This is a genomic window from Mycobacterium sp. E1214 (genome assembly GCF_001666755.1).
GTDB lineage: Bacteria > Actinomycetota > Actinomycetes > Mycobacteriales > Mycobacteriaceae > Mycobacterium.
Window position 1 is genome coordinate 1 of the sequence record NZ_LZJC01000162.1, and the last position, 24,640, is coordinate 24,640.

The 24,640-nt window shown below is 70.6% G+C and carries 21 protein-coding genes, 1 pseudogene and 1 riboswitch; of the genes and pseudogenes, 11 read left to right on the forward strand and 11 right to left on the reverse strand.

Annotation, left to right across the window (positions count from 1 at the left end; genetic code table 11):
- Positions 1-668 precede the first annotated feature (668 nt).
- From A5700_RS22385 to A5700_RS22405, 5 genes are all read left to right on the forward strand, one after another.
- Positions 669-923 (forward strand): CD225/dispanin family protein, encoded by a 255-nt coding sequence (locus tag A5700_RS22385; protein ID WP_082966242.1) that lies wholly within the window; start codon positions 669-671, stop codon positions 921-923.
- Between the two features lie 14 nt (positions 924-937).
- Positions 938-1,363 carry a DUF2752 domain-containing protein gene (locus tag A5700_RS22390; RefSeq protein WP_068070988.1) on the forward strand — a complete coding sequence of 142 codons (426 nt, stop codon included), beginning with the start codon at positions 938-940 and terminating at the stop codon, positions 1,361-1,363.
- A 54-nt stretch (positions 1,364-1,417) separates the two neighbouring features.
- Positions 1,418-2,917: a M28 family metallopeptidase gene (locus A5700_RS22395; RefSeq protein WP_068070990.1), complete on the forward strand. Its 1,500-nt coding sequence runs from the start codon at positions 1,418-1,420 to the stop codon at positions 2,915-2,917.
- The gene (locus tag A5700_RS22400) at positions 2,914-4,383 is read left to right on the forward strand and encodes a M28 family peptidase (protein ID WP_068070992.1); all 1,470 of its coding nucleotides are present in this window, start codon (positions 2,914-2,916) and stop codon (positions 4,381-4,383) included. Before A5700_RS22395 ends, A5700_RS22400 begins: the two co-directional genes overlap by 4 nt.
- Before the next feature lie 92 nt (positions 4,384-4,475).
- Positions 4,476-5,921: a peptidase gene (locus tag A5700_RS22405; RefSeq protein WP_068070994.1), complete on the forward strand. Its 1,446-nt coding sequence runs from the start codon at positions 4,476-4,478 to the stop codon at positions 5,919-5,921.
- Between the two features lie 22 nt (positions 5,922-5,943).
- Here A5700_RS22405 and A5700_RS22410 read toward each other — a convergent pair whose 3' ends face one another.
- The 5 genes from A5700_RS22410 to thiC form a co-directional block, all read right to left on the reverse strand.
- The gene (locus A5700_RS22410; RefSeq protein WP_068070996.1) at positions 5,944-6,813 is read right to left on the reverse strand and encodes an LLM class F420-dependent oxidoreductase; all 870 of its coding nucleotides are present in this window, start codon (positions 6,811-6,813) and stop codon (positions 5,944-5,946) included.
- Between the two features lie 24 nt (positions 6,814-6,837).
- Entirely contained in the window at positions 6,838-7,272 is a 435-nt protein-coding gene (locus tag A5700_RS22415; RefSeq protein WP_068070998.1) for a MarR family winged helix-turn-helix transcriptional regulator, read from the reverse strand.
- A 46-nt stretch (positions 7,273-7,318) separates the two neighbouring features.
- Positions 7,319-7,954 carry an alpha/beta family hydrolase gene (locus tag A5700_RS22420; protein ID WP_068071000.1) on the reverse strand — a complete coding sequence of 212 codons (636 nt, stop codon included), beginning with the start codon at positions 7,952-7,954 and terminating at the stop codon, positions 7,319-7,321.
- Positions 7,951-8,778 carry a bifunctional hydroxymethylpyrimidine kinase/phosphomethylpyrimidine kinase gene (gene thiD / locus A5700_RS22425; RefSeq protein WP_068071002.1) on the reverse strand — a complete coding sequence of 276 codons (828 nt, stop codon included), beginning with the start codon at positions 8,776-8,778 and terminating at the stop codon, positions 7,951-7,953. Before thiD ends, A5700_RS22420 begins: the two co-directional genes overlap by 4 nt.
- Positions 8,775-10,424: a phosphomethylpyrimidine synthase ThiC gene (gene thiC / locus A5700_RS22430; RefSeq protein ID WP_068071004.1), complete on the reverse strand. Its 1,650-nt coding sequence runs from the start codon at positions 10,422-10,424 to the stop codon at positions 8,775-8,777. Before thiC ends, thiD begins: the two co-directional genes overlap by 4 nt.
- A riboswitch (TPP riboswitch) is annotated at positions 10,417-10,527 on the reverse strand. (Overlaps the previous gene by 8 nt.)
- A gap of 163 nt (positions 10,528-10,690) precedes the next feature.
- Here thiC and A5700_RS22435 point away from each other — a divergent pair.
- The 3 genes from A5700_RS22435 to A5700_RS22445 all read left to right on the forward strand — a co-directional run bounded on the left by A5700_RS22435 (position 10,691) and on the right by A5700_RS22445 (position 15,687).
- Positions 10,691-11,332: a PAS and ANTAR domain-containing protein gene (locus A5700_RS22435; protein WP_068071008.1), complete on the forward strand. Its 642-nt coding sequence runs from the start codon at positions 10,691-10,693 to the stop codon at positions 11,330-11,332.
- Between the two features lie 141 nt (positions 11,333-11,473).
- A complete protein-coding gene (locus A5700_RS22440) occupies positions 11,474-11,833 on the forward strand; it encodes an STAS domain-containing protein (protein ID WP_068071010.1) in 360 nt (119 codons plus the stop codon).
- Positions 11,830-15,687: a SpoIIE family protein phosphatase gene (locus tag A5700_RS22445; RefSeq protein ID WP_068071012.1), complete on the forward strand. Its 3,858-nt coding sequence runs from the start codon at positions 11,830-11,832 to the stop codon at positions 15,685-15,687. The genes A5700_RS22440 and A5700_RS22445 overlap by 4 nt, the downstream gene beginning before the upstream one ends.
- 20 nt (positions 15,688-15,707) lie before the next feature.
- On the opposite strand, the gene A5700_RS22450 is transcribed toward A5700_RS22445, so the two are convergent.
- The gene (locus tag A5700_RS22450) at positions 15,708-15,983 is read right to left on the reverse strand and encodes a hypothetical protein (protein ID WP_156671386.1); all 276 of its coding nucleotides are present in this window, start codon (positions 15,981-15,983) and stop codon (positions 15,708-15,710) included.
- A gap of 72 nt (positions 15,984-16,055) precedes the next feature.
- Between A5700_RS22450 and A5700_RS27250 the strand changes: the two genes are divergently transcribed.
- A complete protein-coding gene (locus A5700_RS27250) occupies positions 16,056-16,349 on the forward strand; it encodes an Rv1535 domain-containing protein (protein WP_255377978.1) in 294 nt (97 codons plus the stop codon).
- On the opposite strand, the pseudogene A5700_RS27480 reads toward A5700_RS27250, so the two are convergent.
- The 5 genes and pseudogenes from A5700_RS27480 to A5700_RS22475 all read right to left on the reverse strand — a co-directional run.
- Positions 16,324-20,025: pseudogene (locus tag A5700_RS27480) on the reverse strand (HAD-IC family P-type ATPase); the annotation flags it as partial. The gene A5700_RS27250 and the pseudogene A5700_RS27480 overlap by 26 nt on opposite strands.
- Positions 20,026-20,582: 557 nt before the next feature.
- On the reverse strand, positions 20,583-21,059 hold the full coding sequence (locus A5700_RS22460; RefSeq protein ID WP_068071018.1) for a hypothetical protein: 477 nt from the start codon (positions 21,057-21,059) through the stop codon (positions 20,583-20,585).
- A gap of 208 nt (positions 21,060-21,267) precedes the next feature.
- Positions 21,268-22,074, reverse strand: a complete 807-nt coding sequence (locus tag A5700_RS22465) for an exodeoxyribonuclease III (protein WP_068071053.1) — start codon at positions 22,072-22,074, stop codon at positions 21,268-21,270.
- A 47-nt stretch (positions 22,075-22,121) separates the two neighbouring features.
- Positions 22,122-23,021 carry a GCN5 family acetyltransferase gene (locus A5700_RS22470; RefSeq protein ID WP_068205032.1) on the reverse strand — a complete coding sequence of 300 codons (900 nt, stop codon included), beginning with the start codon at positions 23,019-23,021 and terminating at the stop codon, positions 22,122-22,124.
- Positions 23,021-23,614 (reverse strand): peptide deformylase, encoded by a 594-nt coding sequence (locus A5700_RS22475; protein WP_068071022.1) that lies wholly within the window; start codon positions 23,612-23,614, stop codon positions 23,021-23,023. The genes A5700_RS22470 and A5700_RS22475 overlap by 1 nt, the downstream gene beginning before the upstream one ends.
- 202 nt (positions 23,615-23,816) lie before the next feature.
- Between A5700_RS22475 and A5700_RS22480 the strand changes: the two genes are divergently transcribed.
- Together A5700_RS22480 and A5700_RS22485 are read left to right on the forward strand one after the other, a co-directional pair.
- Positions 23,817-24,125 carry a DUF3263 domain-containing protein gene (locus tag A5700_RS22480; protein ID WP_003873790.1) on the forward strand — a complete coding sequence of 103 codons (309 nt, stop codon included), beginning with the start codon at positions 23,817-23,819 and terminating at the stop codon, positions 24,123-24,125.
- A 19-nt stretch (positions 24,126-24,144) separates the two neighbouring features.
- Positions 24,145-24,624 carry a LytR C-terminal domain-containing protein gene (locus A5700_RS22485; RefSeq protein WP_068071024.1) on the forward strand — a complete coding sequence of 160 codons (480 nt, stop codon included), beginning with the start codon at positions 24,145-24,147 and terminating at the stop codon, positions 24,622-24,624.
- Positions 24,625-24,640 lie beyond the last annotated feature (16 nt).

Consider the following 24,640-nt stretch of genomic DNA (forward strand, 5'->3'; position numbering starts at 1 on the left):
CGGCGGTGCCGGGCGCAGGCCGCCGCCGACCGTCACGCCGGCCAGCAGCGCGGCAACCACCCAGCCACGTGACGCGTTGGTCATCGATTCTCCAGTCAAGAGAGTTAGCTGGCGTCAAGCGGTGCTAACCATACCCGAGCGGAGTCGTCACGGCACTAGCAATGTGAAATCGGTTTGGGCGGCGCCCGCGGCCGTGCGCGGCTGGCCGGCCCGCTTCGGCTGCGAGCCGTTGTCGCGGCCGCCCCGAGGCGGGGTCGGCGCGCCGGCAAAATCGCAGGACGAGCGCCTGCGGTAAATCGGCGACGACGGGCCTGCCCGCACCGCGGCACCGACGCGGGGTGCGCCGCGACGAGTGGCCCGGCACGGCGGTCGGGCTCCGGTGCCGCCGCTGCGGGCGGTGCCATCGGCACGCCCCGCCAAGGGTCGGAATGCCGCCGTGCGGCGTTTGCCGAGGCGCCCACCGGCCGCGGGCGAGCGCGTCGGGGCCCCACCGGGCTGGCCGGCGGCGCGGCAGCTGAGCGAGTATGGGTCGGTGATGACCAACGCGTCACGTGGCTGGGTGGTTGCCGCGCTGCTGGCCGGCGTGACGGTCGGCCCCGGCCTCGCGCCCGGCACCGCCGCCCGGATACCCCCCGCAGCAACCCGCCGGGCAGGCGCCGAACAACTACCTGGTGTGGTCCATCCTGGCGACGATCTTCTGCTGCTTGCCCTTCGGCATCGTGGCCATCGTCAAGTCCAGCCAGGTCAACGGTCTGTGGGCACAGGGCAATTACCCCGGGGCGCAGGCCGCCGCCGACAGCGCCAAGAAGTGGGTGATCTGGTCGGTCGTCGCGGGCGTCATCGTGGCCATCATCTACGGCGTCCTGATCGCGGCGGGCGCACTCAACACGGACACCAACGCGGCGCTCGCCGCCATGGTCTGAGCCCGGTCGCAATCATGGTGACCCACCCAGGGTCGGCGCGGCTGCGGTGGGGCGCCCCACTGGTGGTGGCCGCGTCGTCGACGGCGGTCTGCGCCGCCATCTGGGTGGGTGACCCGACCACTCCGCACGGCCCGCTGCCGGTGTGCCCCACCAAGGCGCTTCTGGGCATCGACTGTCCCGGCTGCGGCAGCCTGCGCATGCTGTATTCGCTCATGCACGGCGACGTGGCGGCGGCCGCCAGATTCAATGCGCTGGGTCTGGTGGCCGTCGTGCTGCTGGTGTGGGCCTACTTCGCGTGGACCTACGCCCGCGTGGGCGGGCGACGGTTGCGCAGTTGGCAGCACCAGCGCTGGGCCCCGCTGATCACCATGGCCCTGGTGCTGGCCTGGTTCGTCGTGCGCAACATCCCCGTCGCGCCGTTCACCGCCCTGTACGTCTGATTCGGGGAGTGTTGTCCCCGCATCACTTGCGGCCGCGGTCTAACCTGGGGCGCGATGGTCGAGACAGTCAAGGTGATCCCCGCGTTGCTCGCCGTCCTCGCCGTGGGGGCAGCCGCCGCCGGGTGTTCCGATCGGTCGAACGACGCCCAGGAGTCGAGCGGTGATCCCGCCGCCGGCCGGTTCGCCGCCGCCCTGCACGACAAGGTCACCACGGACGCGATGATGCGCCACCTGTCCAAGCTGCAAGACATCGCCGACGCCAACAACGGGACTCGTGCCGTCGGGACACCCGGCTTCGACGCCACCGTCGACTACGTAGCAACGACGTTGCGCGACAACGGGTTCGACGTGCAAACACCGGAATTCTCGGCGCGGGTCTTCCACGGCGACAAGCCGGTGGTGACCGTCGGCGGCAGACCGGTCGAGTCGCATGCGCTGGACTTCAGCCTCGGCACGCCGCCGGACGGTGTCAGCGGCCCCCTGGTCGTCGGACCGGGCGGTGACCACCCGGGCTGCGCGCCGTCGGACTACGGCGACCTGCCGGTGCGGGGCGCCGTCGTGCTGCTCGACCGCGGCAACTGCCCGTTCGCGCAGAAAGAGGACGCCGCGGCCACGCGCGGCGCCGTCGCCCTGATCATCGCCGACAACGTCGACGAACAGCAGATGGGCGGCACGCTCGGCGCCAACACCGAGGTCAAGATCCCGGTCGTCAGCGTCACCAAATCCGCCGGCGTCCAGTTGCGCGGCCAGCCGGGACCCACCACGATCAAGCTGAACGCCAGCGTGCAGAACTTCAAGGCCCGCAACGTGATCGCGCAGACCAAGACGGGTTCGCCCGACGATGTCGTGATGGCGGGCGCGCACCTGGACAGCGTCCCCGACGGCCCGGGCATCAACGACGACGGATCCGGGGTGGCCGCGGTGCTGGAAACCGCCGTGCAGCTGGGCAGTTCACCGCAGGTGCACAACGCGGTCCGGTTCGGCTTCTGGGGCGCCGAGGAACTCGGCCTGATCGGTTCGCGTGACTACGTGCAATCCCTGGACCTAAACGCGCTGAAAAGCCTTGCGCTGTATCTGAATTTCGACATGCTGGCCTCGCCGAATCCGGGCTACTTCACCTACGACGGCGACCAATCGCTACCGCCGGAGACCCGCGGGCAACCGGTGGTGCCCGAGGGCTCGGCCGGCATCGAACGCACGCTGGTGAACTACCTGAAGTCGGCCGGCAAGGCCGCGCGCGACACCTCGTTCGACGGTCGCTCGGATTACGACGGCTTCACGCTGGCGGGTGTGCCCGCCGGTGGCCTGTTCTCCGGAGCGGAGGGCAAGATGTCCGGCGTGGAAGCCAAGATGTGGGGCGGTAGCGCCGATCAACCCTTCGACCCCAACTATCACCAGAAGACCGACACCCTCGACCACATCAACCGCGTCGCGCTGGGCATCAACGGGGGCGGTGTCGCCTACGCCATCGGGTTGTATGCGCAGGATCTGGGCGGGCACAACGGAGTCCCCGCCGCGGCGGACCGCACGCGCCACGTGCTCGCCAAGCCATGACCCGCAGAACCGGCTTTGCACTGATCGTCGTCGTCGCGCTGCTGGCGGCCTGTTCGTCGCCCAAGCCGCCGCCCGCGGCCGCACCGGATCTCGGGCACGGCCTGGCGAAAAGGATCACCGCCGACCGGATGCTGGTCCACCTGCGCGCCTTGCAAGACATCGCGAACGCCAACAGGGGCACCCGGGCGGACGGCACCCCAGGCTATGACGCCAGCGTCGACTACGTCGCGAAAGCCCTGCGCGCCAGGGGGTTCGACGTCGCGACGCCGCAATTCGACCGGCTGTTCAACGTCGCGCTGGGTAAGCCGACGCTGACCGTGGCAGGCCAGAATTACACCGTCGACCAGGCCTCGCTGCTGGTGCAGACCCCACCCGGCGGCCTGACGGGCCAGCCGGTCCGGCCGCTGCGACCCTCCGGGTGTGCGGCCGCGGACTACCCGGCGACGGTGCCCGCGGGGTCGATCGCGATCGTCGACGACTCGCACTGCTCGGTGGTCGACAAGCAAAACAGCGCGGTGGCCAAGGGCGCGGCCGCCCTGATCGTGCTCAGCGCGCCCGACGGGCGCGGCGCCCCGCCGACGTTGTTCAACCCCGGCTACTTCAAACAGCTCACCGTGCCGGTAGCCGTCGTCGGCGCCTACGGGGCGGCCGCGCTGGCCTACGCCAGCGGGCCGATGCGCCTGGTGCTGGATGCCCGCAATGTCATGATCAGTTCGCGAAACGTGTTGGCGCAGACCAAGACCGGCTCGCCGCATGACGTGATCGTGGTCGGCGCCCACCTCGACGGGCCGCGAGTGGGCCCGGGCGTCAACGACAACGGGTCCGGGGTGGCCGCGGTGCTGGAGACGGCGCTGCAGCTGGGCCCCTTGGCGCCGGTAAGCAACGCGGTGCGGTTCGTCTTCTGGGGCGCCGACGAGGACGGCATCAACGGCGCTATGGATTACGTGTTCGGCATGACCCGTGAGCAACTCAACGACATCGCGATGTACCTCGACTTCACCATGCTGGCGTCGCCGAACGCGGGATTCTTCACCGACGACGGCGATCAATCGGGCCCGCCCGCACCGGGAATCACGCCGGGCGACGTGCCGGACGGCTCGGCCGGCATCGAGCGCACCCTGACCGGTTATTTGAGCCTGGCCGGCAAGCGGGCCGCGGACATGCCGCTGAACACCAGAACCGATTACCACCCCTTCATGGTCGCGGGCGTGCCGGTCGGGGGCATGACCACGGGCGCGGCGCAGCCGAAAACCGCGGTGCAGGCCCGCCTTTGGGGTGGCCAGGCGGGCGTCCCGTTCGACCCGAATTTCCAGACGCCACGCGACACCGTCGACAACGTCAACGCCGACGCGCTGGCCATCATGGGTGCCGGCGTCGGGTTCGCGGTGGGCACGTACGCCGAGTCCATCGGCGGTGTCAACGGTGTAGCGCCGCACGACAAGCGGCACCGGAGCCGGGTGCCCTAGCGCGGTTTGCTGGTTCTCAAGGGGTTCGCCCCCTCGCGGGCGCCCGCCCCTTTAGAATGAGTCCCTTGCTGCCCGGTCGGACGAGGACGGTCATGAACAGCCATGCGCTCAGGGCGACATTCGGTTGGTTGGCGACGGTCCTGTTGGTGGCGGGCTGCACCACTTTCGCCGACGGCCGCGCACTGTCGATGCTCAACGACCCCTTCATGGTCGCCGGCCTGCCCGCGGCCAACGGGCCCAGCGGGATCCGCCCCAACGGGCCCGCCCCGAACGGTCAGGTGCTCAACACCGACAACGGCGCGATCGACAAGCTCTCGCTGCTGTCGATCAACGACATCGAGGACTACTGGCAGTCGGTGTACGGCCAATCGCTGAAGGGCACCTTCCACCCGGTCAGAAAGTTCGTGTCGTACGACGCGACCAACCCCGACAGCCCGATCGTCTGCCATGCCCAGACCTACGACCTGGTCAACGCCTTCTTCACCGGCCGCTGCAATCTGATCGCCTGGGACCGCGGCGTGTTCATGCCCATCGCGCAGCAGTACTTCGGCGACATGGCCGTCACCGGGGTGCTGGCCCACGAATTCGGGCACGCCCTGCAGCAGATGGCGAAGCTGGTGACCAGACGGGACCCGACGTTGGTTCGCGAGCAGCAGGCCGACTGCTTCGCCGGCGTGTACCTGTTCTGGGTCGCCGATGGAAAATCGCCGCGCTTCACGTTGAGCACCGCCGACGGGCTCGACCATGTGCTGGCGGGACTCATCACGCTGCGTGACCCGGTCATGGACAGCGATACCGAAAGCGACGACGCGCACGGGTCGGCGATGGACCGGATCAGCGCCTTCCAGCAGGGCTTCATCAGCGGCGCGCCGGCCTGCGTCGCGATCAACAAACAAGAGATCGAGCAGCGGCGCGGCGACCTGCCGACCACGCTGCGCACCGACACCCGTGGGGCGCATGAAAGCGGTGAGGTCCCGATCAACAAGGACACCTTGTCGACCCTGATGGAACTGCTGGGCGTCATCTTCGCGCCGAAGAACCCGCCGACGTTGTCCTATCAGGGCGCCGCGTGCCCCGACGCCAAGCCCAGCCCGCCGGCGTCGTACTGCCCGGGCACCAACACCATCGCCGTCGACCTGCCCGCCCTCGCCGTCCTGGGCAAGGTGTCCGCCGAGAAGCAGCACACCCTGCCGCAGGGCGACGACACGGCCCTGTCGGTGGTGATGTCGCGGTACGCGTTGGCGGTGCAGCACGAGCGCGACCTGCCCATGCAAAGCCCGTGGACCGCGTTGCGGACGGCGTGCCTGACCGGTGTGGTGCACCGCAAGATGGCCGAACCGATCAGCCTGCCCTCCCACAATCAGCTGCAGCTGACCGCCGGTGACTTGGACAAGGCGGTCGCCGGGCTGCTGATCAATCATCTGGTGGCCAGCGACGCCGACGGCACCAGCGTGCCCGCCGGATTCACCCGGATCGCCGCGTTTCGGGGAGGCGTGACCGGCAACATGGACGCCTGTTACTCGCGCTATCCCGGCTGAGTGTCGGCAATACCTAACTCCCTCAACCGATTTCGGCGAGCCGGGGGATGAGCTCGTCGCCGATGCGGCGGATGAAGCCGACCGGGTCCGGGTTGCCCGGGAACGGGCCGGCGTTGACCATGTCGAAGCCCAGTTCCGCGAACCGTGCCACGGTCGCGAGGTAGCCGTCGAGATCCTCGAACGGGTCGACGAAATGCCCGACGGTCTTGCGGATCTCGGCGGGATCGCGGCCAACGGACTCGCAGTGCCGGTGCAACACCTCGACCTTGTGCTTGAGCTGGTCGACGTCGCCGACGGTGCTGTTCCAGACGTCGGCGTACTGCGCGACGAGGCGCAGCGTCTTCTTCTCGCCATCACCGCCAATCAGGATCGGCGGGCGCCGGATCGGTTGGGGTTCGCAGATCGTCTCGGCCAACGCGTAGTGCTTGCCGTCGTAGGGGCCGTTGTCGTCGCTCCACATCTGCCGGCAGATCTGCAGCGTTTCCTCGAGCAGCTCGAAACGCTGGCTCACCGGCGGATACGGGAAACCCAGCGCGTGGTGTTCGCGTTCATACCAGGCCGCCCCGATGCCGAAAATGGCACGCCCAGTGGACAATACGTCCAGGGTGGTGAGCGCCTTGGCCAGCAGGCCCGGCTGGCGATAGGTCACGCCGGTCACCAGCAGCCCGAGCTCGATCGTGCTCGTCCGGCCGGCCAGGAAACCCAACGAGGTGTAACCCTCGAGGAAGGGGTCCTCCGCGCGTCCCATGCCCTCCATCTGGAAGAAGTGGTCGGCCAGCGTGAACAGCGTCGCACCGCCCTGCTCGGCCGCAATTGCGGCATCGGCCAGCGTCGGACCCAATGTGGCCGGATCGCCGGGTAGAAAGTCGATGAAGTGCAATCCGAGTTCCATTGTCCGTGAGTACCTTTCGTATCGCTACTGATCGGTCAGGCGCTCCAGCAGCGCGAGCGCCTCCAGGATGGTGCGGCGCTCGGACTCGGTGTAGCCGTCCTGCAACGTCCGTGCCAACCATTCCTCGCGCGCACGGCGGTCGCTCTCCGCGCGCTTGCGGCCGGCCTCGGTCAACGAGACCACCTGCCGCCGGCGGTCATCAGGGTCCGGCGTGCGTTCGATGAGCCCACGCTGCCTCAGTGCGGCCAGAATGGTCGCCATCGACTGCGGACGCACCTGCTCGGCCCCGGCCAACGCGCTGGCCGACGACGGACCGTCCTTCCACAGCCGTGTCAACACCGCCGTCTGCGACGGCGACAAGCCCTCGACCGCAACATCTTTCAAGCGGCGCCGCAACCGGCTGAACACCACCCGGATCTCGCGGGCCGCGGCCGCGGCGGAGTCCCCAATACCCTCCACGCCACCACCCTAAAGTAGACAGCTAAAACTGTCCAGTTTTAGCTGTCTAAATTCGGCCGAGCAGCCCCAGAGCCGCGTCGACCGCCAGCGCCGCCACATTCAGCGTGCGCGACCGCAGGTCATGGCGGGCGCCGGTGATCTCGACCAGCGCGGTCGACGCGGGGATCCGCGCCGCCGCGTCGGCGACCTCGGCCGGCGTGCCGAAGGGATCGGAGGTGCCGTGCGTGAACACCGTGGGCACCGCGATGTCGGGAAGATGCTCGACGCGCAGACGCTCCGGCTTGCCGGGCGGGTGCACCGGGTAGGAGAACAGCGTCAGCACGTCGACGGTCGGGGCCGCGCCGTCCTGTTGCTCGGCCACCACCATCGACGTTTGGCGGCCCCCATAGGAATGTCCGCCCGCGATCAGCGGGCCGTCGGCGAGGCCGCGACACAGTGTGACCGCTTCGACGATGCCGGCGCGGTCGGCGGCGGCGGAGCCCGACGGCGGCCCGGTGGGGCGGCGGCGACGATACGGCAGGTTGTAGCGCACCGCCAGCCAGCCCCGCCGGGCCCACTCGTCGCAAACCTGTTGCAGCAGCGGCGCGTCGCGATTGCCGCCCGCGCCATGGGTCAGGACCACGACGCCCTGAGGCGACCCGTCGGGCTCGTGCGCGACCCCCGCGATCGGCTCGAGGTTCATGACAGCCGGAACAGCGGGGAGACGGGACCGTGGCCGTGGCCCAACGGGTAAGAGGCGCGCAGACACTCGGTGACCCAGCGTTTCGCGAACCCGACCGCGTCCGGGACGGACGCGCCGTGGGCCAGCGCCGCCGCCGCGGCGGCCGCCAGCGTGTCACCGCCACCGTGGTCGTTGCCCGTGGACAGGCGCTCGGAATCGAACTCGACGAAGTTAGCGCCGTCGTAGAGCAGGTCGCAGCTGCGGTCGGACGAACGCAGGTGGCCGCCCTTGACCAGCACCCAGCGCGGCCCCAACGCGTGCAGCGCCTCGGCCGCAGCCCGCTGCGAGGCCGCGTCGACGACGTCGATGTCGACCAGCAGTCGCACCTCGTCGAGGTTCGGCGTCACCAACGTGGCCAACGGAAACAGCTGACGCCGAAAGGAATCGAGGGCTGACGAGGCGAGCAGCGGATCCCCGTGCATCGACGCGCAGACCGGATCCACCACCAGGGGCGCCGACAGCCCGAGCCCGCGCCACGCCGCGGCGACCGCGTCGATGATGTCCGACGACGCAAGCATCCCGGTCTTGGCGGCGTGGATGCCGATGTCGTCGACCACCGCGTCGATCTGGCCGGCCACCACCTCGGCGGGCACCTCGTGAAAGCCCCGCACCCCCACCGTGTTCTGCACCGTGACGGCGGACACCGCGACGCACGCGTGCACACCCAACAGGGCGAGCGTGCGCAGGTCGGCCTGGATGCCCGCGCCGCCCCCGGAATCCGATCCGGCGATCGTCAGCACCCGCAGCGGGGTGGTGCCCGGCGGCGGCAGGGGCAGATAATTCACCGGGGCGACAGCGGCAGATACACCCGATTGCCCTGCTCGGCGAATTCCTTTGACTTCTCGGCCATTCCGGAGGCCAGCATGGCCTCGATGTCGTCCTCGGTTTCCAGGCCGTGCTTGGCGGCGTAGTCCCGGACATCCTGGGTGATGCGCATCGAGCAGAACTTGGGCCCGCACATCGAGCAGAAGTGCGCCGTCTTGGCGGGCTCGGCCGGCAGCGTCTCGTCGTGGTATTCCCGCGCGGTGTCGGGATCCAGCGACAGCGCGAACTGGTCGTTCCAGCGGAACTCGAAACGCGCCTGGCTCAGCGCGTTGTCCCGTTCCTGTGCGTGCGGGTGCCCCTTCGCCAGGTCACCCGCGTGTGCCGCGATCTTGTAGGCGATCACGCCGTCCTTGACGTCCTTGCGGTCGGGCAGCCCCAGGTGCTCCTTGGGGGTCACGTAGCAGAGCATCGCGGTGCCGGCCTGGGCGATGATGGCGGCGCCGATCGCGGAGGTGATGTGGTCGTACGCCGGCGCGATGTCGGTCGCCAGCGGCCCCAAAGTGTAGAACGGGGCCTCCTCGCACCACTCCTCTTCCAGCCGCACGTTCTCGACGATCTTGTGCATCGGCACGTGGCCGGGGCCCTCGATCATGACCTGCACACCATGGGATTTCGCGATCTTGGTCAGCTCGCCCAGGGTGCGCAGCTCCGCGAACTGCGCGGCGTCGTTGGCGTCGGCGATCGATCCCGGCCGCAGCCCGTCGCCGAGCGAGAACGTGACGTCGTAGCGGGCGAAGATCTCGCAGAGCTCGTCAAAGTTGGTGTACAGGAACGATTCCCGGTGATGCGCCAGGCACCAGGCGGCCATGATCGAGCCGCCGCGGGACACGATGCCGGTGACCCGCTTGGCGGTCAGCGGCACGTAGCGCAGCAGCACGCCGGCGTGCACGGTCATGTAGTCGACGCCCTGCTCGCACTGCTCGATCACCGTGTCGCGGTAGATCTCCCAGGTGAGTTCGGTCGGGTCACCCTTGACCTTCTCCAGCGCCTGGTAGATCGGCACCGTGCCGACGGGCACCGGCGAATTCCGCAGGATCCACTCACGGGTCTCGTGGATGTTCTTGCCGGTGGACAAGTCCATGATGGTGTCCGCGCCCCACCGGGTGGCCCACACCATCTTGTCGACCTCCTCGGCGATCGACGACGTCACGGCCGAGTTGCCGATGTTCGCGTTGACCTTGGTCGCGAAGGCCTTGCCGATGATCATCGGCTCGATCTCGGGGTGGTTGTGGTTGGCCGGGATGACCGCGCGGCCACGGGCGACCTCGTCGCGCACCAGCTCGGCGGGCATGCCCTCGCGGACCGCGATGTAGGCCATCTCGGCGGTGATCTCGCCGGCACGCGCCCGCTGCAACTGGGTGCCGCGGTCGCGCACCACGCCCGGCCGCGCCGGCAGTCCCTTCGTCAGGTCGACGCGAGCGGCGGCATCGGTGTAGGGGCCGGAGGTGTCGTAGAGGTCGAAGTGGTCGCCCGTCGACAGATGCACCCGCCGGAACGGAACCTGGGCGCCCGGCACCCCCGGCACGTCGCGGTAGGTCTTGCTGCTGCCCGCGATCGGCCCGGTGGTCACCGACGCGTCGACGGTCTCGGAAAGGACGTCAGTCATGATTTCTGCTCCCTACGCCGGCATTACCCGGTCAGGTTCGTACGGTCGACGGCCCTCAGCCGTCCTCTCAGCGCACTGGGCGTGCGCTCCCGCGTGTGATGGATGGGTCCGCACGCGACGTTACCCCCACCCCGGGCCGCACGGCATTCCGATCGGCGTTTCCGCCCAGGCGGTGGCCCGACGTGTCGGGTGGATGGAAAAATGCAACCGTGCAACAGCGCGGGGAGCGGAGCGCAGACGGCTCCGCCACTAGCAGCGGCCAAGAAGTGAGCCTGACCGACGGCGTGGCGCCCTACCTGAACGTGGGGTCGATCCGCTTCTGGTTCGTCGGCCAGCGGTGGGAATGGTCCGACGAGGTCGCCCGGATGCACGGCTACGAACCCGGCGAGGTGCAGCCCACCACCAAACTGCTGCTTTCCCACAAACACCCCGACGACCGGGCGCACGTCCAGGAGATCTTGGACTACGCCCTGCAATCGGCCGGCTCGTTTTCCAGCCGACACCGCTTCGTCGACACCACGGGCAGGGTGCACGACGCGATCGTGGTGGCCGACCGGATGCTCGACGATTCCGGCGTGGTGGTGGGCTCGGCCGGTTACTACATCGACCTGACCACAACCTTCGACGAAACCCGCCAGGAGGTGCTCGACTCCGCGCTGCCCGACTTATTCGACAACCGGGCCGCGATCGAGCAGGCCAAAGGCGTGCTGATGTACGTCTACCGGGTCAGCGCCGAGCAGGCCTTCCGGGTGCTGCAGTGGCGGTCGCAGGAGACCAACGTGAAGCTGCGGGCGCTGGCACGGCAGTTGCTGGTGGAGGTGACCAGCCTGCCGTCTCCGACGGCTCTGCAACAGAGCGAATTCGACCATTTGCTGCTGACGGTGCACGAACGGATTGGCGAGCAGTGAGCCGGGTAACCGCTGATTCGTGAAATGGCCAGTTCGCCAGGCGCTAGGCTCGGATGATCTGCAATGCGCGCCCGCGCATGCTCGCCGCCACATCGGGCTTAGCGGCGGCAGTATGGAAGATTGGCGGCGGCGAAAGGCAAGATGTTGTTGGCGGTCGAACACGAAGCCCACGAGGACGCCGTAATCGTGCGCGTCAAAGGCGATGTCGACTCCAGTACCGTTGACCAGCTCGTCGATCACCTGACCGGCGCGCTCAAGCTGGCCGCGACGCACCCCGCCAGGCTGGTCGTCGTCGACCTGCAAGCGGTGGACTTCTTCGGCAGCGCGGCGCTGAACGCGGTGCTCGACTGCCACGAGGACGGCAAGGCCGCCGGGACGGCGGTGCGGTTGGTGGCCAGCCACGACCAGGTCCTGCGTCCCATCCAGGTCACCGAGCTGGACCGGATCTTCGACATCTCCCCGAGTTTGCCCGACGCGCTGCAGCGAAAACGACAACCGTGACCGCCCGCCTGCCGGCCGACCTTGCCGCAGCGGTGTCGCTAGGCGGCGAGATGGGCCGGCGGTTCGCCGAGTTCGACTGGGACTCGCACCCTTTAGGGTCTCCGCAGAGTTGGCCGAGCGAGGTCCGCGCGGCCGTCGCCACGACGCTGGCGTCGCGGTTCCCGCTGGCGCTGTGGCTGGGGCCTGAGGATCTGTTCGTCGTCTACAACGAGGCCTACATCGAGATCCTCGGCGACAAACATCCCGCCGCGCTGGGCCGGCCCGGCCGCGACGTGTGGTGGGACATCTGGGACTCGATCAATCCGATGCTCTCCGGGGTCGTCGCCACCGGGGAGGCGACCTGGTCGCGTGACCTGATGCTGGCGATGGTGACCGCCGGGCGGCGCGAGGAGCGCTACTTCACGTTCACCTACAGCCCGCTGATGGGCGCCGACGGTCGGCCGTTCGGCATCTTCTGCCCGTCCTACGAAACCACCGAACGGGTGCTCAGCGAACGCCGCCTGCACCTGCTCAACACGGTGGCCGCTGCCATGTTGGAAACCCGCAGCGTCGACGACGCCGTCGGCGTCGCCGTCACCGTTTGCGCCGGGCAACCCGCCGACCTGCCGTTCGTCGCCGTCTACGTCGAGGACGAGGCGGCGGGGGCCGTGACCCTGCGCGGCGCCACCACATCGGTGCTGCCGCTGCTGCCGCGGGAACTGGCGCAGCTCGCCGGCGGGGACGCGGCGACGCTGTCGCGCGCGGAGACGCGCCTCATCGACGACGTGGCGTCCGCGATCCCGGGCATCGCGGAGGTCCTGGGCCCCCACTGTCCCGAGCAGGCCCTGGTACTGCCGTTGGGGGAGGCCACCGTCGGCGGGGCGTTGGTGGTGGGCATCAGCCCGCGCCGTCCCCTCGACACCCAATACAGCGGCTTTTGTCAACTGCTCGCCGACCAGCTGTCGTCGACCTTCGCGTCGATTGTGTCCTACGAGCAGCAACGCCAGCGGGCCGACGCGCTGGTCGAACTGGACCGGGCCAAGACCGCGTTTCTGACCAACGTCAGCCACGAGTTTCGCACGCCCCTGACGCTGCTGCTGGGACCGCTGGACGACGCGTTGTCCGGTGCCGAGCCGGAAAGCGTTCTGGCCGAACGTCTTAGCACCGCGGGTCGCAACGCCAGGCGGTTGCAGCGCCTGGTTGACTCGCTGCTCGACTTCTCCCGCATCGAGGCCGGCCGCGCCAACGCGAAACTGGTGTGCACCGACGTCGGCGCGCTCACCGAGCAGATCGCCTCGTCCTTCGCCGAGCTGTGCCACCGCGCGGGGCTCGAGCTCGAACTGGACTGCGAGGCAGCGCTGGCCGACGTCGACGCGGCCATGTGGGAGACCATCGTGCTGAACCTGCTGTCGAACGCGGTCAAGTACACGCTGCGCGGCTCGATCGCGGTGCGGGTGCGCGCCGAGGCCGGGCGATGCTCGATCGCCGTGCGCGACACGGGAGTCGGCATCGACGCCGACGACGTCAACCGGTTGTTCGAGCGGTTCTACCGGGCCGACAACGCGCGTGGCCGCAGTGTCGAGGGCACCGGCATCGGGTTGTCGCTGGTGCGCGGGCTGGTCGAACTGCACCGCGGAACGGTGCACATCGACAGCGCGGTCGACCATGGCACCACCGTGACAATCTCACTGCCACAATCGAATTCGAGTGCCGTGTCCGACCAGGTGGCCGCCGGCGCGCCGGACGCCACCAACCCGTACGTCGCCGAGGCGAGCCAGTGGGTGACCCCACTCGCCGAGCCCAATGCCGCACAGGATGCTCCCCACCCGGCGCGGCAGCTGGTGTTGATCGCCGACGACAACGCCGACATGCGCGCGCACATCGACCGGGTGTTGTCGCCCCGCTACGACACCGTGCTGGTCGCCGACGGTGACTCGGCGTTGGCCACCGCGCGCAAGGTGCATCCCGACGCGATCGTGACCGACGTGATGATGCCCGGACTGGACGGCTTCGGGTTTGTCGCGGCCGTGCGCGCGGACCCGACACTGGCCGCGACGCCGATCCTGATGTTGTCCGCGCGCGCCGGGGTCGAAGCCATCGACGAGGGCTTCGCCGGCGGGGCCGACGATTACCTGCTCAAGCCGTTCCGCTCCCAAGAGCTGATCGACCGGGTCGCCTCCCGGCTGTCCGCGGTCGACCGGGAACGCGAACGCCAGCGCCGCGAGGCGCAGTCGCGCCTGGCGTCCGACCTGGTGCACCTGGACTCGGCGCTGCAGGGCACCGACTCGATCGCCGGGATCATGGACGCGCTGCTGGGTTCGCCGTTCGGCTCGGGTGATGCCGCCGCGGTCGCCATCGGCGTGCTGGAAGGCGAACACCACGTCCGGTTCGAATACGCGGGCAAGCTGCCGACGGAATTGCGCGACCGCTACCACGTGGTGGTCCTCGACGCCCCGTTGATCGGGGCCGACGTGGTCCGCACCGGCGAGGCGATGATCGTCTGCGACACCCTGCAGTTGCCGTCCCGCTACGCCCAAGCCGCCGAGGATTCCGCGGCGGCCGTACGCGCCTGCGTGGCACAACCGTTGCGCGACAACGCCGGTCGGGTCATCGGAACGCTGGCGCTGCTGTGGCCCGCGCCGCGCCAGTTCGACGCGGCCGACCTGGAGACCTTCGGCCGGACGGCCGAGCTCACCTCGGCGGCGCTGGACCGGGTCCGCGTCGCGGCGCGCGAACACCGCATCGCGGTGGACTTCCAGGAACACCTGCTCGACCTGGACCGCGGCTCGACCGCCGCCGTCGTCGCGGCCGTGTACCAGCCGGCCGGCGAGGCGATGCGCGTCGGGGGGGACTGGTATTCGGTCACCCCGCTGAATCGTCCCGGCACGCTGGCGTTCTCGGTCGGGGACGTGGTGGGGCACGGCCTGCCCGCGGCGATCGTGATGAGCCGGCTCCGCGCCGCGGTGGCCGCCACCGCGCTCACCACCGCCGAGCCCGACGCCGTGCTGGGCGGCCTCGACAGGTACGCCCGCAGCGTCTCGGGTGCCCGTTGCGCGACCCTGGCGTACGGCGTCATCGAGGCCGGCACGCACGGCGAGGGGTCTACCGTGAGCTACAGCTGCGCGGGCCACCCGTACCCGCTGTTGGTGGAGCCCGACGTCCGGACCCGCTTCCTGGATGGGGGCCGCCGGCCGCCGGTGGCCGTCGCGGAAATGGACACCGAGAACCGTCCCGACGACACCACGGCGACGGCGACGTTGCCGCCGGGCAGCCTGCTGCTGCTCTACACCGACGGCCTCATGGAGCGGCTCGGCGAGACCCTCGACGAGGGGTTCGCCCGCCTGAAAACCGTTGCGGCCCAATGCGCCAACCTCCCGGTCGAGGCGGTGTGCGCCGAGCTGCTGGCCCAGATGGCGCCCCCGACCGGTTACCGCGACGACGTCGTGGTGCTCGCGCTGCGCCCGAGCCACTGCGCCGCCACCAGCTTCGCCTCCGTGCTGCCGGCCGTGCCGGGGCAGATCCCGATCGCGCGGGAAAAGCTGCGGGACTGGCTGGCCCTGATCGGCGTCACACCGCGAAGCGAGACGGACATCCTGCTGGCGACCGGCGAAGCCGTCACCAACGCGATCGAACACGGCAACCGCCGTGAGCCGCGCGGCACGGTGTCGGTCGAAGGTTTCCTGCGCGCAGGCACCGTGACGATCACGGTGAGTGACACGGGGCGGTGGGTCGGCGACTCCTCGGCGAGCCTGTTCAGCAAGCGGCGCGGGCGCGGCCTCACCCTGATGAGCGGGCTGGCCAACCACGTCGACACCCGCCGCACTCCGGGCGGCACGCGGGTCACCTTGCGGTTCGACAACACCCAGGAAGACTGACCGGCTCCGCTAGGCCTGTGCTAGGCCTCCTCCATGGCCTCGCCGAGCTCCTCCAACAGCCTGTTGCGGTGGTTGCTGGCCAGGAAGTGCCCGGCGGCGATGACGACAGCGACCGGCCAGTCGATCAACTCGAACGCCGCGAGGGCCGCCAGGCCACCGAAGTAGGCCAGCTGTTCGGGCCGGGGAATCTCCACCTGGCCCACGACCGGCAGGTTGACCGCGAACGTTTCGCCCTCGCGGATCTTCTGCACCGCCTCGCGCTGAGAGGTGCCCTTTCGCGACTTCTTTTCCGCCATCATTTGCCTTTCGGTAACGAAGGGTTTGCCGCCTCGCCGGGTACTCCGACCACCGTCGGTCTTATGTCGACGATGACCGACTCTGGGGGCGATCCACTTGTTTCGTCGGTTGCTTCGGTGCTGCGGGTTCCGCTAGTGGAACTCTATGCGCTGTTGTGGCGGGCGGGGGTTGTCGAGATTCACCGTCGGGAACGGGCGCCGCTTCGCTCGGCACGGCCGGCGTCCCGCGCGGCGCGGGGCCCGCTGTGCCCCGACCCGTCAGCGCACGATTCGCAACGCCAATCGCGACCGTCGCCGCAGCAGCGGATCCCAGCCCTTGCGCCCAGCCGACGGGACCCAGCGGAGTACAGCCAAGCAACTGGCTGACCCCGGGGATGCTGATCAGCGTTCCCATGGCGGCCAGTGACCCCACCGCGGTGAACACCACGAGCGGCGCGCGGGAATCCAGCAGCGTCTGACCCAGTTCGGCGCCGACCAGCGCCACCAGGGCCACCGTGGACGCGCGTTGCGGGCGTCCGGTCGCGCTTCCCAGCGCCCACGCCGCCGTGGTGGCGGCGGCCGTGGTGACGCCGCGGATCGCGACCGCGCGCCACAGCGCGGGCTGGTCGGGACCCCGCACCGCGGGGTCGAGCGAGCTGGTCGGCTTGCTGACCGCCAGGGCGGCGGCCGGCAGCGCGTCGGTCATCATGTTGACCAGCAGCAGCTGGCGGGTGTTCAGCGGCGACGTCCCGGTGAGCGCGCTGCCCACCACCGCGAACAGCACCTCCCCGGCGTTGCCGCCCAGCAGCACCGACACGGCCGACTGCACCCGGTGCCAAAGCTGTCGACCCTCCTGGATCGCCTCGGTCAGCCCCTCGATACGCGCGTCGACCAGCACCACGTCGGCCGCCAGGTGCGCCGGGTCGCTGCCGCCCGCGACGACGCCGATGCCCACCGTGGCGGCGCGGATGGCGGCCGCGTCGTTGGCGCCGTCGCCGACCATGGCCGTCCGCACCCCGGCCGACTCCAGGGTCTGCACCACCTGGACCTTGTTCTCGGGTGTCATCCGGGCGAAGATCACCCGCTCGCCGACCACCCGCTCCTGGTCTTTGCGGGACAGCGAGTCCCACTGCGCGCCGCTGATGACCTGCTCGGGAGTCACCGACAGGCCCAACTCGGCCGCGATCGCCGTCGCGGTGATGGGATGGTCACCGGTGATCAGCTTGACGCCCACGCCCTGACGGCCCAGGTCGGCGAGCAGCCCGGCCGCCGCCGGGCGGGGGGTGTCGGACAACCCGAGGAAGCCCGTCAGCGTCAGGCCGTCGCGGGTGTGCTCGGCCAGAACGTCGGGATTCTGCCGGATGGCCCGCGCCTGGGCGGCGGTGAGCTGCCGGCGCGCCACGGCGATCACCCGCAGGCCCCCGGTGGCCATGCCCGCCACCGCCTCCTCGGCTGCGGCGCCGGTGTCGCCGCACGCGGCCAGCACCACCTCGGGCGCGCCCTTGACGGTCAATTCGCGGCCGGTGAGCGAGGCGGAGAACGATCTGCCCGACCGGAACGGCAGGTGCGCGTCGGGCGCAGTGGTGCTGGCGGACTCGCCGGCCGCCTCGACGATCGCGACGTCGGTGGCGTGGATCTGCGGACCACCGTTGGACGGCGGGGCGGCGTGCGCGGCGCAGCGCAGCACCTCCTCGCGCGACGTGCCCGGTGCCGGTTGCACCTGCGCCACCCGGAGGCGGTTCTCGCTGAGCGTTCCGGTCTTGTCGAAGCAGACCACGTCGATGCGCCCGAGCGCCTCCACCGACCGCGGCACGCGCACCAGGGCGCCGAACTTCGTCAACCGCCGCGCCGAGGCCGCCTGGGCCAGGGTCGCGACCAGCGGCATGCCTTCGGGCACCGCGGCGACGGCGATCGCGATCCCGCTGGCCACCGCCTCGCGCAGCACCGTGCCCCGCAGCAGACCCAGCGCGCCCACCAGCGCCCCGCCCGTCACGCTGACCGGGAACGCCTGGTTGGTGAGCTGGCTGAGCTGGTGCTGCAAGCCGATGTCCGACGAGTTGTCCCCGGAGACCAGATCGGCGGCGCGGCGTTCCTGGGTGTCGGCGCCGACGGCGGTCACCACCGCGACCGCGGTGCCCGCCACCACCGTGGTGCCGGCGTAAAGCATGCAGCGCCGCTCGGCCAGATCGGCGCCGGGCGTGGCGTCGACCTGCTTTTCCACCGACAGCGACTCACCGGTCAGCGGCGACTCGTCGACCTCGACGTCGACCTCCTCGATGATGCGCGCATCGGCGGGCACCACCTCGTGGGTGCGCACCTCGATGACGTCGCCGGGCTGCAGCTGCGCCGCGATGGCGTCGCGGTAGAGCCGCTCGCCGTCCGGCCCGTCGAGCACCTTGCGGGCCGGCGGAACCTGTTGCGCCAGCAAGTGATTCAGCCGGTTCTCGGCGCGCAGTCGCTGGCTGGCCGCGAGAATCGAGTTCCCGGTCAGAACCGAGAAGACCAGGACCGCGTCCACCGGCGAGCCGAGCACCGCACTGGCTGCGGACCCCAGCGCCAGCACCGGCGTCAGGGGATCGCTCAGCTCGGCGCGCACGGCGTTGAGGAACTGTACGACGGCGCGCCCGCGCGTCGCGGGCGGCTCGGCGCCGACGGCGGCCAGGGCGAGCGCGTCCCGCTCGCCCGCCGGTTCGTCCTGCGGCGGCGGCAACGCCCGACGGACCTGCTCGACGGACATCGCGTGCCACTCCTGCCCGGGCGCCGGGCGCGGCGGATCCTCGTTGAGGACGCCACGGGCCAGCAGGTATCCGGACAGCACACCGGCGGCCGCGCCGGTGGCCACCGGTCCGCGCCCGATCCCCGGGACGCCGGGAATCATCAGCAACGACCCCATGGCGGTGCCCCCGGCCGCGAGGCCGACCCCGCGTTGGGCGGCGGCCCGGGCCGCGGGCAGTGCGCGCAGCACCCGCCATGCGGCCGCCAGGTCGGGCAACAGCAGGTCGGCATACCACGGCGGGGGCCCGGCCCCGGGGCGCGGCATGACGGCGAGCGCCACGTCAGCCGCCCAAATCCGCTGTGCAACAGGCGAACTCAGAATCGCTACGGTCTGGCCCGCGTCTTGCAGGTCGGCGATGAGGCCGGCGAGCGCGGCGTCGACGGTGTCACCCGCCAACGGCCGGACCTCGTCGAAGGCGGGTCGCAACTCGCCCAGCGATTCGTCGTCGACGGTGAGCAAGTCCAACCCGGTCCGGCGGGCCTCGGCGATGACGGCGGGCGCCAGCGGGTCGTGGGACAGCGCGAACAGGGCCTCGGCGGCGGAATCGGGTGCGGCGGCGGCGATGCCGGGCAGGGGACGCCAGCCGGGCCGCAACCCCGCGTTCTCCAGCATCAGCTGCGCGCGGGACCACGCGGCGGTGAGCTCGGAGTCCTGGGCGCCCCGGACCCGCGACACCCGCAGCGCATCGGTGCACAGGATGCGGGGATCGACCACCACAGCGTCGACGCGGTCCAGGCGGCGCAGCGCCTCGGGCCGCAACGCCAGCACGTCGTGCCGGTCGGCCAGACCACGCCCGAGCGCCGCGGCGAACGCCTCGGGCGTGGTGCGGTTCGCCGACGGCGCGCTCACCAGGACGGACAGCGCGGCCGCGTTGACATTGCGGGTGGTCGCTCCGACGACGGCGGCGCTGAGCGCCTGGACCAGCGCGAAGCGGCCGGCGTGGTGGTCCGTGGGCCGCCCGCGCGGCGGCTTGTGCTGCGCCGAGGCATCGGTGTCCGGGTGGTCGGCGTGCTGAGCCAGCACCGGTTCGTGGTGCCGCCACGCTCGCGCCTCGGCCCGGCTCTCGGCGGCCTTCAGCGACTGCAGCAGCACGCCCACCGACAGCGACGCGCGAGACAGCGTCGCGGTTTCGGCGGCCGTCGCCGCCAACGCGATCACCGTGTCAGTGGCCGGCCGGCCGATGCGGTCCTCGACCACCCGGCGCAGCCAGGGCTGATAGTCGACGGCCACCACCGCCGCCAGGACGCCCAGCGGCGCGCGCGGCCAGCGCAGCGCGCGGCCGGTCATCGCGATGCCCAAGCCGGCCGCGCTCGCCGCGACCGTCGCCGCCCTGGTCGCCAGCACCGCGCCGTCCCCAGGCAGGCTGGTCGGGCGTCCCGTCGGCTTGACGAATTCCGTTTTCGCATAACGCTTTTCGGCGTGCTCGACGATCCGGCACAGATCGCGCAGCGACGCGTCTTCGCCGCCGAAGGAGACGACCACCCGGGACAGCGGGTAGTTGAGCTCGGCCGCGGCGACGCCGGGGTGGGCCCGGACGGCCTCGAGGACGCGGCCGCCCAGCTCGGCGTCGGCGGCGGCGCCGAGTCCGCGCACCTCGATCCAGGCGCGGTCGCCGCCGCGCCAGCAGCGGCGGCTCAGCGGCCCCTGCGGCAGGTCGCCCGTCAGGACGCGGGCGCCCTCGCGCAGCGGAATCGCCGCAACGGTGAGGCTCGTCCCGACCAGGGCGGTCGTCGCCTGCACGCCGGCGGCGAGCGCCCGCACCGGGCCGGCTCGTTGTATTGACGTTGCGATGCTCAAAGCGGGGGTACGGGGTTCCTCTTAGTCAGCTGTCGCCGGACCGCGCGTCAGTTGGTGCTGCGGAGCGGGGGCGTTCCCGCGCGGCGACCGGCGGCCTTCTTGGCCGGCGCCTTGCGGGCCGCCTTCTGCGGCGCGGCGTCGCCCGCCGGGGCGGGTCGCGGGGTCTGGGCCTTGGGCTCGGGCTCGGGCTCGGCGGGCACGGCCTTGAGGCTGGCCTTGGGTGCGGGCGCGTCGTGTTTGCGGCCCAACCGTTGCAGCAGCAGGGCGCCGCCGCCGACGGCCAGGAGCACCGGCCACTCGATCAGGCCGGCCACCCCCAGCGCGCCGAACGCCACCGCCGCGGCGGGCGCCGAGTGGCTGCCGCTGCTCATGCCGCGCTTGACGCCTTCGGCGGCGCCGGTGACGCCACCGATGACTCCGTTGACTGCGGCGCCGCCAACGGCACCCGCGGCGGCCGTCGTCGTGGTCGCCGCGCGGTTCACCGCCTGGCCGATGCCCCGGACCGCTCCGCCGATGACACTCATGGTTGACTCCCTGGCCTTCTCGCTCGGTGCCGCGAACTCGCGTCGTTGGCATTGGGTACCCGTTGAACGCAGCGTTAACGGTAATGCAACACCGTTTCTGCTTGTCGCCTTCAAAGCCTGCCACTCGGGCTACGCGCAGACAACGCGTAGCGCCGCCCAATTTCGAGCACCGGGCCGCCCGGCGGGTGGGCGGGCGCCCCCGACGCCCCTAGTCGCGGCGCAGGTCGACGAGCACCGGCGCGTGATCGCTGGGCGCCTTGCCCTTGCGTTCCTCGCGGACGATCTGCGCATCGGTCACGCGGGCAGCCAATTCCGGCGAGGCCAGGATGAAGTCGATGCGCATTCCCTGCCGCTTCGGAAACCGCAGCTGCGTGTAGTCCCAGTAGGTGTAGGTCCCCGGCCCGGGCGCGAACGGGCGCACCACGTCGCTGAACTGCGCGTCGACGATCGCGTCGAACGCCCGGCGCTCCGGCGCGGAGACGTGCGTGGCCCCGGCGAACACCTCCATGCTCCACACGTCTTCGTCCTTGGGGGCGATGTTCCAGTCACCCGTCAACGCGATCTGCGCCCGCGGATCGTCGCGCAACCAACCGGACGCCGAATCGCGCAGTGCGGCAAGCCATTCCAACTTATAGGTGTAGTGCGGATCGGCCAGTGTCCGGCCGTTGGGCACGTACAGGCTCCATACCCGCACGCCGGCGCAGGTGGCGGCCAACGCGCGCGCTTCGGCGGTGGCGGCGACGTCGGGTTTGCTGCTCCACGTGGGCTGCCCGTCGAAGCCGATCTGGACGTCGTCGAGGCCGACGCGCGACGCGATAGCCACGCCGTTCCACTGGTTGAAGCCGACGTGAGCGACCTCGTAACCCATCTCGAAGAACGGCAGCGTGGGGAACTGGCTGTCGGAGCACTTGGTCTCCTGCATGGCCAGCACGTCGACGTCGGCGCGGGCCAGCCAGTCGATGACCCGCGGCAGCCGGGTGCGGATCGAGTTGACGTTCCAGGTGGCCAGCCGCAGCCGCCGTGGCGTCTCGCCGCCACCGTCAATCACGTTGTCGGACACGGCTATACGATATCCCAGCCGCCGGGTTCGCCCCGAATGTAGCGGCGGGCATGATGTGGCCGGAAGCCCAACGTCCGCAGCAGGGCAGACGCCCCCGTGTTCGGCGTCCGCGCGTGGGCGCGCGTCACGCCGCGCGCGGCGCCCCAGCTCAGCAGCGCGTCGCACAGCGCCGCCGCCGACCGGTCGTCGGCGGCCGACAGCGCCGACAATCCGAGCCACCGGCTACCGTCGGGGGCGGCGGTGACCGCCGCGCGGGCGACGGCCGCGCCGTGCCGTGCGAACGCCAACTCGCCGTCGAGGACGGCGGTCAACACCTCGACGGGCAGGCCGCGCCGAAACGCCGCCAACCACGCGTCGTCGGGGCGCGCCGACACGGTGACGGACGCGGGCCCCTCGACGGCGTGCGCGTCCGGCACGTCGCGCACCAGCACGCGTTCCGCACGCCCCTCGGTCAGCCCCGGCGGCAGCCGCAACAGGCGATCGGCGACGGCCAGCACCGGCGGCTGTCCGCGGTCCCGATACCACCGGGCGATGGCCGGCAACGAGCCGGCGTGTGCCGATAGGTCAAGAGCGACAGCGGAATTCGCGGCAACCCCGCCGCCCGGTCCGGCGCGCAGCAGCCAGCCGTCCAACCAGTCGCGCTCGGCGCCCGGCCAGGCCGCCGCTGCGGCGTGCTCGACGGCGCGGATCTGCGAGGTGCGGACCGGCGCGTCGGTGAGCACCCGCACCGCCACCACGTCGTCGGGCGCGCACTCGACGACGGCGCCGGTCTTGATCCGCACCCGCACCACCGGGTCGGCGGCCAGCAGGCGGCCCACCGCGTCGGTCAGCGGCGGGACGGAACCCGGCGCGCGACGGTAACGGACCGTCACCCGGGTTCCCACGCAGGGCCACGAGATCATCAGTGGCCGAACGGGTCCGGTCCTTCGCCCGGCAGCCACGACAGGCCGGGCACCCCCCAACCGTGCGATTTCACGGCCCGCTTCGCGCCGCGGGCGTGCCGCCCGATCAGGCGGTCCAGGTAGAGAAAGCCGTCGAGGTGCCCGGTCTCGTGCTGCAGCATCCGCGCGAACAGCCCGGTGCCCTCCAGCGTGATCGCGCTGCCGTCGGCGTCGAGCCCGGTCACCCGGGCCCACTGCGCGCGACCGGTGGGGAAGGATTCGCCGGGGACCGATAGGCAACCCTCGTCGTCGTTGTCCGGATCCGGCATGGTTTCCGGGATTTCGGAGGTCTCCAGCACCGGGTTGATCACCACGCCCCGGCGCCGCTGGGTCTGGCCGCGGTCGTCGGCGCAGTCGTAGACGAACACCCGCAACGCAACCCCGATTTGGTTGGCCGCCAGGCCGACGCCGTGCGCGGCGTCCATGGTGTCGTACAGGTCGGTGATCAGACCGGGCAGCTCGGGCGGCAACGCACCGTCGGCGCCGACGGCTACCGGCGTCGTCGGGGTGTGCAACACGGGGTCTCCCACGATGCGGATCGGTACCACTGCCATGGTCGGCTAAAGTACCGCACGCCTTGCGCCCGGAGGCCGGGCGATCCGGCGCGGGCAATCTCTCGCCAATCGGCCGACTCGCGGGTCTGGATGACGGCTTGAGGGTTTGGGCCGTGTTTCAATGATCGCCGAAACACGCGCTTAGCTAAGTCAAGTCATTCGAGCAGTTCGCAATTCGCCGAAAGGGTCCAGGGGTAGCGATATGGACAGCGCCATGGCGCGGGCAAATCGATCGGGGGACGATGCCGAGATCGCAGATGGCCTCACACGCCGCGAACACGACATCCTCGCCTTCGAACGACAGTGGTGGAAATTCGCGGGCGTGAAGGAAGACGCCATCAAGGAACTGTTCTCGATGTCGGCGACGCGGTACTACCAAGTACTCAACGCGCTCGTCGATCGGCCCGAGGCGCTGGCCGCCGACCCGATGCTGGTGAAACGGCTGCGCCGGCTGCGCGCCAGCCGTCAGAAGGCGCGGGCGGCGCGGCGCCTCGGCTTCGAGGTGACCTGACTCGTTACAGTAGGGCTCGATGAAAGAGCGCGTACCCGACTCCACGGGATTGCCCCTGCGGGCCATGGTGATGGTGCTGTTGTTCCTGGGCGTCATCTTCCTGCTTCTCGGCTGGCAGGCCGTGGGCTCCTCCGGGAACGCCGACGACGACACGGCGTCGCCCGCGTCCAGCGCCACGAGCAGTGTGAGCGCGTCGCCCACCTCGCCGAGCAACAAGCCGGCGGGCAACCAGGCCGACGTGCAGGTCTACAACATCTCCTCGAAAGAGGGCGTTGCCGCCAAGACCAAGGACCAGCTGACGTCGGCCGGGTTCAAGGTGACCAAGGTGGACAACCTGACCGTGCCCGACGTGTCGGCGACGACGGTGTACTACACCGACACCGGCGACGAGCACGCCACCGCGGACGCCGTCGGCAAGAACCTCGGCGCCCCCGTCGAGCCGCGGATTCCCGCGCTCAACAGCGAACCGCCGGGCGTCATCGTCCTCGTCGCGGGCTAGCCGCAGGGCGTGCGGC